This window comes from Mumia sp. zg.B21, from assembly GCF_019550855.1.
Classification (GTDB): Bacteria; Actinomycetota; Actinomycetes; order Propionibacteriales; family Nocardioidaceae; genus Mumia.
On record NZ_JAHWCJ010000001.1, the window covers coordinates 1,434,760 to 1,444,956 of the forward strand.

Sequence of the window (10,197 nt, forward strand, 5' to 3'; positions counted from 1 at the left end):
TCCGCCAGGACGCCGGCGATGGCCCCACCCACGACAGAGCGACACTGAGCGAGTCGAAGACCCCGAGCGTTCGCCACAGCAGCGCGTTCGCGCCGAGCGCCGGCAGCGCAAGCCGTCCGTCCCGATCCCGATCTCAGCGGCCCCGCGGGCCTATCGTCGCGCTTGCCGAGTGACGACCAACTTCAGCGCGGTGCGGGGACGATAGAACACTTTCAGGATCATGCTGAACTGAATGGCTCCGAGCACGCAGACGGTTTCGTCCTCCTCGATAAGAACGCTCATAGGCTCACTTGTCGCCCAGTCCATCGCAACTTGGAGGGTGTGCTCGCCGGCGGGCACTTCGATGCGAACCTCGCGGTTGGGGCGAAGTCGAGCGACGACGTCATTGTCCAGCCGAAAACTGAGCCTCCGAAGCGCCCCTCCTGAGTCGTAGCCTCTCCTGAGGACCAAGGTAGCCATCTCCGCACCTTTCAATCGGTATCAACTGCGGGTTTTTCCCCACAACCAGGATCCTCCCAAGCCCTCGCCGAGTCCCTTCAGCCCCCCCATGCTGCTTCCTTCGACGCATCTTTCACTTTCCCCCGCTTTGTCTTCTTTTTCGAATTTCGGGCGCCTTCCATCCATCCGTTGAGCGCGCCAGCCCCCGCTCCACAACCGACCGCCGCACCGGCCGGACCAGCGATCAGAAAGCCTGCAGCCCCGCCCAGGGTGCACCCACCGGTGAAGCCCGCTACCGCCATCCCGGCCCTCTGCTGCCTCGCGGACCTCTTTTTAGGCTTCGGCGCGGCCTTCTTGGGCCGCGCCTTGTACGGAGCCGGATAGCCATTGTGCTTGGAGCTCTTGGACGGGACAGCCGCCACGGCAGATTTGCCCCCGCGGATTGTCTTGTGCACGTAGACGCCGGGACTGGGCCGACCGCCTGGATGTTCGATGTAGCCATCAAGGTCGACGCTGCCGATCGGGTCAACGGGATATGTGTAAGCGTTGTCGTTCCCGCCTTGGACGCCGTCGCGCGACAAGAATCTGCCAGTGAGCGGGCTGTATAGACGAGCACCCATCAGGGTGAAGCCACCCACAGTGTCGGTCGAGCGCTGCTGCGCACCCAAGTCTTGTCATCCCGCCACTGAATCTTGGCCGACGTCGCCGAAGGCTGTCCAGTGCACACAAGGAAACGTATTCCAAGACGTGGATCGTGATCCTTCCGTGATCTTTTTTGAACGAAAACCCGACAATGGGTGCGAATCCGAACAGTTGCCGTCAGTCTGACCATTGAAGATGAGTTCGCCCAACAAGCGCCGTCATGCGGGACTCAGAGCGCATTCCGCGGCCTTGACTCAGCCAAAGGCGCGCGGGCCCCTCACCGCTTCACCGACGCCTTCCGTCGAGCCGACGAACGAGCGACAGCCCTGCGAGAACGGTGGGGACGATCAACTGCTCTGACTCACAGGAAATCGTTGAGGACCTGGAGTCGCGAGTGCACTGGCCAATTCGACTTCCTCAATAGACTGCGGGAGCGGCCCGCCCGGGCTGCCTTCCACCCGCCAGTACTCCACATCCGCGTGCTCGTACATATCGCGCTGGGTGTCGCATCTCGTTCGAGCAGGAATGGAGTAACCTAGCCCGATCACAAGAGCAACGTAGCCTGGTCAAAGTAGCCAGATAAGGGTCACAGCGCCACGTATGACCACAAACCGTACCCGAGGCAGATCAGGGCAGCGGGTTCGCGGCCTCTCGCGTCTTCTTCCATTACCTGGCCACCGGTCAACGGCGCACCCGAAAGCGTAGGTGCAGCACGCGGTCGCCCTGGATCACGACGTCAGGATCCTCCAGCAGGTGCTGGGCACGGACCGACCCGAAGTAGCGCTTGCCGGAGCCGAGCACGACAGGCACGAGGTCCATGCGCACCTCGTCGACCAGGCCCGCGGCCAGCGCCTGACCACCGACGTCACCGGCGGCGACCTCGACGATGCGGTCACCCGCAAGCTCCTGCGCCGCGGCCGCCGCTGCCTCGACCCCGTCGACGAAGTGGAACGGCGCCGCGGCGTCCCAGCCCTCGGGCGGTGGACGGTGCGTCACGACGACCACGTGGTCGATCCCGCTCGGAGGCTGCCCGTCCCAGCCGTCCGTCAGGTCGAAGACGTGGCGGCCGGCGATCGTCACCCCGATCTGGTCCCAGTACTGACGTGTGTAGTCATAGGACGCCGGCGACACCTTCACCTCGCCGCTCTCGTCCAACGGGACGTCACCGCTGACCAACCACTCGAAGATCGGACCGGGATCGTCCTTCTCGTCCGCGATGAAGCCGTCCACCGACACCGAGCCGTACATCACCACTTTGCTCACGGGGCTCTCCTCCGCCTTGGGATCCCCAAAGTAGTGGGTCGTGAGCCGTCGTCCTTGTACGAAATCAATCGGCCGGCAGCGGCCAGCTGTCCAGCACGTGGTCGGGGTGTTCGCGCAGGAACCGTCGCCGGACTTCGGCGTACCGTGTCGGTGTGAGCCCGGCGAACGCCCGGAAATCGTGGCCGAAGTGGGCCTGGTCGAAGTAGCCTGCGCCACTGGCGACGTCGCTCCAGTTGATCGGTTGGGCGAAGTCGATCGCGAGCAGGGTGGCGGCGAAGCGCTGGGTGCGGGCCAGCCGCTTCGGCGTGACGCCGACGAGCTCCTTGAACCGCTGTGTCAGATGAGTGCTGCTGACACCGGCCGCGACCCGCAGGTCGCCGATCGCCGCCGCGCCGCTGGTCGCCATGATGATGCTGCTCGTATGGCGGACCAGCCCCAGGCCGGGGGTCTCGCACAGCCGTCCGATGAGCTCCTCCTCGAGCAGCGCCAGCATCTCGTGCGGCCCGTCCGCCGTGGCCAGCCGGTCGCGCAGCTCAGCGACGGCAGGCCGGCCCCACACCTGCTCCACCGTCACCGGCCGGTCACACAGCTCAACTGCGGGCATCGGCACGAACGGCGCGAGCCCCCACGGCTTGACGTGCACGCCCACGGACCGAGTCCAGGCCGGGTAGCTGAACCCCAACGCGCGGGTGGACGGGGTGACTATGCAGCCGTCGGCGTGCTCGGACGGCTCGACGTCGGTGCTGGCACGGATGTGGAACGGCGGCCCAAGGTTGACGACGAGCAACGCCGCCGGCGACGCCGGCAGGGTCAGCCGGGCGTACGGCGGGGCGCCCTCCAGGTAGTAGAGGTCCTCGATCAGCCCGTCCAACGGCGGACCGGGCACCTTGGACACGTACTCCACGCGTCCAGCATCGCCGACGCTGTCGACGCTGTCGATGAGTTCACCGGGCCTGCCGACACGTCACGCGGGTCGGCGCGGTTCGGCGATGCGGTCGCCAGCCTCATGACGACCACCGGCGTGCCCCAGGACATGGTCACGCTGGTACGCCACACCCCGGTGTGGGCCGAGTACGAGGCGCTGGCGCCCACCCTGGCGTACGACTTCGCCCTGCTCGGTGACGGGACCGTGCCACGAGCGCGGCTCGAGGGCGTACGTACACCGACGCTGGTGCTCGACGGCGCTGCCAGTCCGGAGCTGCTCCGCTGTCCGTCGCGGATCGTTCGGTCCACCACCGGGTGGCGACCCGGGCGGGTTCGACGGCCGCGGCCACCTCGTCAGGCGTGGTGATCGGGTGGGTCCCGACCACGTCGCCTGTCGCCGGGTTCAGCGAGTCGAACGTGTGCGGCGTCGGAGCCTCCGTCTCCCCGCCCGCCCTCTTGTGGGCGCTCTTGCGTGTACGGGCGCTTCGGCGTCGGGCTGGTGGTCGCCGTCGGGTCCTCCGGGTGTGACGTGCGGCACAGACTGTGTCTCGAAGCCTACTGTCCGGTAGCGACGGATCACAGGGCGGACCGGGCCTCCTGGGAGGTCAGTCCTCGTGAAGGTCCGCCCCTGTCGGCGGAAGAGCGACACCGAGGCGGAGGGAGGGCGGATCCTGGGTGACGTCGACCTGAAGGCCGCCGTCGACGAACACCCGCTTCGCCGCGAGCCGCTGGAGCAGATCTTTTCGATCGTGGGGAACTCTCGTGGAACCCACGCGTCGCCTCCCCAACATCACGGTGCACAGATTCGAGTCCACGTCTGACGGGTCGAGCCAGACGTCGAAGTCGTACACCACCTCACCCTCATCGAGCTCGGTCGCTTCACAAGCGCGCACTACCCACTCACGATCCGTCTCCTCGACCGAGATCGGCACCTCGCTCAACGGCAGCCTCCAAAACTCCGGCGCACCCCGGAGCATCTCGACGTTTGAGGGTTCCTTCATCCAGCGAGGCTCACGTGGCGCCGATCGCAGCAGACTGAAGGTCGCCCGGACAACCTCGGCAAGGGTCCGAAGCCCCATCCGCGAGAACTCTCTACCCAGTTTCGACGGCGGCACACCCCGCTCCCAGAAGGAGGAGTAGACCTCCCACAGGTCCGAATCGAGCTCGCCGTCGACCACACTGCCGACCTCCGACCGGAGGAGGTCAAGAGACGGGTCGCCTGATTCGATACGCCGGGCCCAGGCCTGGCTGTATGCCTCGAAGAAGAAGGGAGCCTGTGCAGATTCTGCACTCATGACGCCGGCCCCATGCTCATCAATCCCACCCTTGTCTGAGTGTGCTGCGGCAACGAGACGTCGTTCCGTTCAGGCCATTGTCCTCTGCACAGCAGGGGGTCGGGGTCGATCGCGCATAACGATTGCGTCCAGCTCGGACAGGTTCACGACCCGTGGCCTACTGCGGGACACCGCGGACGGACCGCCGCAATGACACGCCCGCGCCCGCGTCCCGCAAGCCGTCGGCCAAGGTGTCGGCGTATCGCTCGGAGACGCGGATCGCGACCGCCACCCGGGTCGGCCGCTTCCGCTCCAGATCCCGGGGTAGAGGACGCAATCGTGGCAAGCGCCCATCCAACGCCGCCGCGCACGACTAACCCGGTGAGAAGACCTCACCGGGTGTCGTCCGCGGCCACTCGATGCCCCAGGAGGATGGCGAGTAAACCCGGCGCCGTGAGTGCAATTGCGCAGATTAGCGCTATTGACCTATACGCCGATTCGCCGGTTACCACGAATGCAACCCAAAGGGCGGGAGCCGTGCCAATGATTGGCATTAACGCCAGGCCGAACTCCCATCCACCGCGTCGCGATGTGCTGTCTCCGCTGCGTCGATGCTCCTGAATAATCAACAACGCGATGGAGATAAGCACCATCAGCGGGACCAGCCCGATTACCGGATATGGACTGAAAAACAGAACGATCGAGACTGGGATGAGAAAGATGCACTGGACGAAAAACCGTATCAACTTCATTGAACTCCGCGGCGAGAATTGAGTGACTACCTGCGCGTGAGCAGCCCTAGACCTCCTCTTGCTACGCAAGATGCCTGCCAGCAACGAATGAGATTTACCACACTCGTCGCCCCTCAGTCGCCCAAATCGCGCGGCGGCGAATCCTCCGCGATGAAGCCCCATACTACGAGCACACATCCCAACCCCCATACAGCCGCAGCAGCAACCCATTGGCCACAAACCATGAAGAACGTGCCGGTGCTGAACACGATGTAGCCGAGCCCTTTTGCATAGCGGGCGAATTTCAGCATGAAACGAAGAGCATAAGAGGCAAAATGTATACAGTAAGCCTACCCCATCTTACATCCGCGCTAACCGTGAGCCCAAAGAAGGGGCCTTTCTTATTCCAGGCCATAACTCCTATGTACCAGCCAACGAACTCGCTGGCAGCTAGCGCCGCAAATCCTCCGAAAGCTCTCATTGTTGTCCGCCTGAACTTCTCCATATTGGTCCTGGAGAATGCTCGATGCTTAGGACCTTCGAGGACTGCGTGGATTGCTCGATAGATGCCCCAGGTTATACTGACCCCCGCTGCGGTCCCGAGGGCTTCCTTTCTGGTCAACTGAACAAAAAACCCCGCCTCGATCCCGAAACCGCCCCGCGTCCAGTACGGGTTGAACCACTTGGTTGTCCTGTATTCTCCGCTGAGATCGAAGGAGTTTACTGGATCCGGAGGATAAGTATAGGAATTATCGTTACCGCCTCGCACAGGATCCGGCGATAGGAACCTCCCGGTGTGCGGGTTGTATAGGCGCATTCCCATGGCATACAGACCGCCACCACTGTCAACCTCCGGCCGGGCGGCCCCAAGCCACGCCGATCCTCCCTGAGGCGACTGGAGGCTGGCGCGGGAAATTCCGTACTCAGTTGACTCACGGCAAGTGCCAATTGTCGCAACCGCACCGCTCGCAGGATTATCGAACGAAGCAACAGTGTCGCCGTGGAGGTTGACGATGTAGAACTGCGCGTTTCCACGATCGACCTGCAGCCCAGCCTGATACCCGAGCGGTGAGCGTATGAACCGTGCCTCAGAGGCGACCGATGAGTTGCCGGAACGGTCGACGTATTCACTCCACGCTGGCGAGTTGCTGTCGTCAACGTAATGATTTCGGGTAGTCCGCGTGACGACTGAATCTGACTTCAACACAGTAGACCCGATTCGCGACAGAGGGTCGAGGTCGTAATCGTACTCGCTAAGAAGCGAGCCCTCGCCGTTCGCGCGGGGCACCGTCTGCTTCGAGCCAGCTACCATGTCGTTCGCGTAGTAGGACACCTGTAGGCGCCCACCCGAGATTCGATCTGCCGAGTCGAAGGTGGATCTGGTGGCCAAGGGCCTGCTTCCGTCACATTTGCCCTCGCTGTTGGCGCCGCTGGTGGTCAGGCTCTCGCGGTTGGAGTCGCGGCTGAAGGCGTACTCACGTCGCTGGCACGTCCGCGATGACGAGGGGCCCAAACCAAAGGAGTCCTCCACCTGCGTGAGGCGGTCGACCCGATCGTACTTATGCGTCTGAGTCGAAGCGACGCTGGACGCTGTCTGGACCCGGCCCTCCATGTCATAGGTCTGGCTGAAGGTGAGGCTCTCGTCGCCGATGCGGTAGGAGAGCGAGTTGGCATTGCCTGCGGTGTCGTACTGCCACTCCGCGATGATTCCGTTGGGGTGGATCATCGAGGTCGGCGCCCCGCTGGGACCGTACTCGACGCTGAACTGATCGGGTTGGCCGCCGGGCAGGTCGACATCTAGCCCCGTGACGAGTCCGCGCCGTCTCCCGGGCCGTCGTAGGTGTACGAGTAGGTTCCCTTGCCGTCGTCAAGCGTCGCGAGGTGCCCAGCCCGATCATATTCCTTCTCGCTTGTATTGCCCGACGAGTCCGTGCGCGAGACTTCGCGTCCCCAGCTGTCATAACTGAGGGAGATGACGGAGTCGCCATTCGAGATCGAGCGCAGCGCACCCGTCGTCGGATTGTAGGAGCACGTCGTCGCGGGAACCGGGTCGTCACCGGGAGAGCCGTTGGCCACCACGAGATGCTCAGAGGTGAGGCGTCCCATGGCGTCGTAGGCGTAGGTGGCGACGCGTTCGATTTCGCCCGCCGACGTCCCGGCCTGCGGGTCGCGGGACTCCTTGATCACGGTCGGGTTCCGCCGCGAATCGTAGGCCGCGTAGAAAGATTAAGAGTAATGCTCGCGAGCACGCGGGAACCCTGTGCCATGACCGGACCACACCTGACTTCAGCCAACCACCTCCGCGGCGGTTGTGTGCACTAAACCAAGCAGTTCCATATTGCGAAACGCTATTCCACGAACTGGATCGTGACCAGTCCGTTACTTCGTTCGGTAGACCGACATTAGCGATGAGTTCACCCAGCCCGCCCGGTCGTACGGCTATGAGAGGGCATCCCGCGACCGTGACGTCCGCCGACGGCACGCGGCTCGCTGTCACACGGCGTGGGTCCGGCCCCGCGGTCGTGCTCGTCGACGGTGCCCTCGCCTGCTCGCGCACCGACCCCGGCCGACCTCTTGCGCAGGCACTGGCCGAGGCCTTCACGGTTCACGACTTCGACCGGCGCGGGCGCGGGCGCAGCACCGACACCGCGCCGTACGCCCCGCAGCGCGAGATCGAGGACGTGGCCGCAGTCCTCCGTGCCGCGGGCGAGGATGCCTGCCTCTTCGGGATGTCTTCCGGTGCCGTGCTCGGGCTCGAGGCGGTGGCTGCCGGTGTGCCGGTTCGACGCCTCGCCGTCTACGAGCCGCCCTACACCGGCGAGGTCGTCGGGGCCGCCAACGTGCGCCGGGCACGCAGCGAGCTCGAGGCGATCCTGGCCGACACGTCACGCGGGTCGGCGCGGTTCGGTGATGCGGTCGCCAGCCTCATGACGACCACCGGCATGCCGCAGGACATGGTCACGCTGGTACGTCACACCCCGGTCTGGGCCGAGTACGAGGCGCTGGCGCCAACCGTGGCGTACGACTTGGCCCTGCTCGGTGACGGGACCGTGCCACGATCGCGGCTCGAGGGCGTGCGTACGCCGACGCTCGTCCTCGACGGCGCCGCCAGCCCGGAGCTGCTCCGCTGTCCGTCGCGGATCGTCGCGTGCGTCGTCGGCGCTGTCGCCTACCGGTCGCTCCCGGACCAGACGCACGACGTCGATCCCGCTGTCCTGGCGCCGGTCCTGACTGAGTTCTTCGCCGGCTAGACCGCCGCCGTCGCGGCGGCCACCCGCGCCGGCGGGAGCGTCCGGCCACGCATCAGGTCGGCCGCCCTCTCGCCGACCATGATCGCCGGCGCGTTGGTGTTGCCGCGCGGGACCATCGGCATCACCGAGGCGTCGGCGACCCTGAGCCCCTCGACCCCACGCACCCGCAGCTCGGGATCGACGACGGAGGACTCGCCGCTGCCCATCGCGCAGGTGCCGACGGGATGGAAGAGCGTCTGGCTCATGGTCCGGATGTGCTCGACGAGCTCGGTGTCGGTCGGGACCGCGCCTCGCGCCTTCGGCATCCAGAGGTCGACCAGGAACCGGGCGAGCGGGCCTGACGAGACGGTGTCCAGCACCCGCCGCACACCCGCGAGCTGGGCGTCGAGGTCGGTCTGGTCGTCGTAGTACGCCGCGTCGATCTCGGGATGCCACGTGGGGTCGGCCGAGCGCAGACGCAGCGAGCCGCGGCTCGCCACGTTGACCAGCGTCGACGCCGCCGTGAACATCTGCGCCTGCGGCTCGCGCAGCCCGTTGTCGTAGAACCCGCTCGGAGCGGCATGGACCTGGAGGTCGGGTGCGGCGAGCCCGTCGCGGCTGGAGAAGAACGCGCCCGCCTCGCCGAGGTTGGAGGCGAGCGGCCCGGTGCCCGTGGTCTTCCACCGGAGGAGGTTCGCGAGCGTGCTGGACTGCACCAGATCGGTGCTGCCGCGCGTCGTCCAGATCAGCGGGACCGCCGGATGGTCGTGCAGGTTCGCGCCGACTCCCGGCAGGTCGGCGACCACGTCGATGCCGTGCTCGCGCAGGTGTGTCGCGGGGCCGATGCCCGACAGCATGAGGAGCTGTGGGCTGTTGACGGCGCCGCCCGACAGGACGACCTCGCGCTCGGCCCGTGCGACCTGCTCCGTCCCCGCGACCGCGTACGCGACCCCGGTGGCCCTGCCGTCCTCGACGACGACGCGCGTGGCCAGCGCTCCGGTGAGGACCGTGAGGTTGGGACGGTCCATCGCGGGCTGGAGATAGGCGTCGACGACGGACCACCGACGGCCCTTGCGGCAGGTCACCTGATAGAGCCCGGCGCCCTCTTGCGAGGCACCGTTGAAGTCGTCGTTGCGCGCGAAGCCCGAGTCGACCGCCGAGTCGACCCACGCCGCGGTGAGCTCGTGGGTGAAGACGCGGTCCTCGACCCGCAGCGGCCCGTCGGTCCCGTGGTAGAGCCCAGAGAGGCGGGTGTTGCCCTCGGCCCGCACGAAGTAGGGCAGGACGTCCTCGTAGCCCCAGCCGTCGGCGCCGTACGCGTCGCGCCACGTGTCGTAGTCCAGGGCATTGCCGCGGATGTAGATCATCGCGTTCATCGAGGAGCAGCCGCCGAGGGCCTTCATCCGCGGCCAGTAGGCGCGCCGCCCGTGCAGCTGCTTCTGGGCGGTGGTCGTGTAGTTCCAGTCCCAGCGGGTCTTGAAGAGAGTCGAGAACGCCGCCGGGATCCGGATCTCGTCGGCGTCGGCCGGCGGGCCCGCCTCGAGGAGGAGCACCGTCACCGACGGGTCCTCGGTCAACCGGGCGGCCACGACCGCACCCGCGCTCCCCGCGCCCACCACCACGTAGTCGTACGACGTCATGCGCCGAAGTGTGACACACCTCATATCCGGCCGTCGCAGCCTCCGCCTGCTCCAC

Annotated in this window: 11 protein-coding genes; 2 read left to right on the forward strand and 9 right to left on the reverse strand. The window is 65.9% G+C overall.

All coding sequences use genetic code 11. The features are described from left to right. Positions 1-150: 150 nt before the first annotated feature. From KV100_RS07045 to KV100_RS07060, 4 genes are all read right to left on the reverse strand, one after another. Positions 151-459 carry a DUF4399 domain-containing protein gene (locus tag KV100_RS07045; RefSeq protein ID WP_220342138.1) on the reverse strand — a complete coding sequence of 103 codons (309 nt, stop codon included), beginning with the start codon at positions 457-459 and terminating at the stop codon, positions 151-153. A gap of 77 nt (positions 460-536) precedes the next feature. Beyond that, on the reverse strand, positions 537-1,076 hold the full coding sequence (locus KV100_RS20345; RefSeq protein WP_374226659.1) for a hypothetical protein: 540 nt from the start codon (positions 1,074-1,076) through the stop codon (positions 537-539). 685 nt (positions 1,077-1,761) lie between these two features. Then, entirely contained in the window at positions 1,762-2,343 is a 582-nt protein-coding gene (locus tag KV100_RS07055; protein ID WP_220342140.1) for a dihydrofolate reductase family protein, read from the reverse strand. Between the two features lie 64 nt (positions 2,344-2,407). Then, positions 2,408-3,247 carry a helix-turn-helix domain-containing protein gene (locus KV100_RS07060; protein WP_308291370.1) on the reverse strand — a complete coding sequence of 280 codons (840 nt, stop codon included), beginning with the start codon at positions 3,245-3,247 and terminating at the stop codon, positions 2,408-2,410. A gap of 102 nt (positions 3,248-3,349) precedes the next feature. Here KV100_RS07060 and KV100_RS07065 point away from each other — a divergent pair, with 102 nt between their 5' ends. Continuing rightward, positions 3,350-3,634: a hypothetical protein gene (locus tag KV100_RS07065; RefSeq protein WP_220342141.1), complete on the forward strand. Its 285-nt coding sequence runs from the start codon at positions 3,350-3,352 to the stop codon at positions 3,632-3,634. 238 nt (positions 3,635-3,872) lie between these two features. Here the strand turns inward: KV100_RS07065 and KV100_RS07070 are convergent, their stop codons facing one another. The 4 genes from KV100_RS07070 to KV100_RS07085 all read right to left on the reverse strand — a co-directional run bounded on the left by KV100_RS07070 (position 3,873) and on the right by KV100_RS07085 (position 7,459). Continuing rightward, entirely contained in the window at positions 3,873-4,562 is a 690-nt protein-coding gene (locus KV100_RS07070; RefSeq protein ID WP_220342142.1) for a hypothetical protein, read from the reverse strand. Positions 4,563-5,406: 844 nt separating this feature from the next. Then, a complete protein-coding gene (locus KV100_RS07075) occupies positions 5,407-5,583 on the reverse strand; it encodes a hypothetical protein (RefSeq protein ID WP_220342143.1) in 177 nt (58 codons plus the stop codon). After that, positions 5,577-6,998, reverse strand: a complete 1,422-nt coding sequence (locus tag KV100_RS07080) for an RHS repeat-associated core domain-containing protein (RefSeq protein ID WP_220342144.1) — start codon at positions 6,996-6,998, stop codon at positions 5,577-5,579. Before KV100_RS07080 ends, KV100_RS07075 begins: the two co-directional genes overlap by 7 nt. 71 nt (positions 6,999-7,069) lie before the next feature. Continuing rightward, on the reverse strand, positions 7,070-7,459 hold the full coding sequence (locus tag KV100_RS07085; RefSeq protein ID WP_220342145.1) for an RHS repeat domain-containing protein: 390 nt from the start codon (positions 7,457-7,459) through the stop codon (positions 7,070-7,072). 275 nt (positions 7,460-7,734) lie between these two features. On the opposite strand from KV100_RS07085, the gene KV100_RS07090 reads away from it, so the two are divergent. Next, on the forward strand, positions 7,735-8,523 hold the full coding sequence (locus tag KV100_RS07090) for an alpha/beta fold hydrolase (RefSeq protein WP_220342146.1): 789 nt from the start codon (positions 7,735-7,737) through the stop codon (positions 8,521-8,523). Here KV100_RS07090 and KV100_RS07095 read toward each other — a convergent pair. Then, positions 8,520-10,142, reverse strand: coding sequence for a GMC family oxidoreductase (locus KV100_RS07095; protein WP_220342147.1), 1,623 nt, complete (start codon positions 10,140-10,142; stop codon positions 8,520-8,522). The two genes, KV100_RS07090 and KV100_RS07095, sit on opposite strands and share 4 nt — an antisense overlap. Between the last annotated feature and the right edge of the window lie 55 nt (positions 10,143-10,197).

Excerpts from the sequence above, each read along its gene's own strand:
- KV100_RS07045 (WP_220342138.1), bottom strand. The coding sequence starts at position 459 with ATGGCTACCTTGGTCCTCAGGAGAGGCTACGACTCAGGAGGGGCGCTT.
- KV100_RS07065 (WP_220342141.1), top strand. The coding sequence starts at position 3,350 with ATGACGACCACCGGCGTGCCCCAGGACATGGTCACGCTGGTACGCCAC.
- KV100_RS07070 (WP_220342142.1), bottom strand. The coding sequence starts at position 4,562 with ATGAGTGCAGAATCTGCACAGGCTCCCTTCTTCTTCGAGGCATACAGC.
- KV100_RS07075 (WP_220342143.1), bottom strand. The coding sequence starts at position 5,583 with ATGCTGAAATTCGCCCGCTATGCAAAAGGGCTCGGCTACATCGTGTTC.
- KV100_RS07080 (WP_220342144.1), bottom strand. The coding sequence starts at position 6,998 with ATGATCCACCCCAACGGAATCATCGCGGAGTGGCAGTACGACACCGCA.
- KV100_RS07095 (WP_220342147.1), bottom strand. The coding sequence starts at position 10,142 with ATGACGTCGTACGACTACGTGGTGGTGGGCGCGGGGAGCGCGGGTGCG.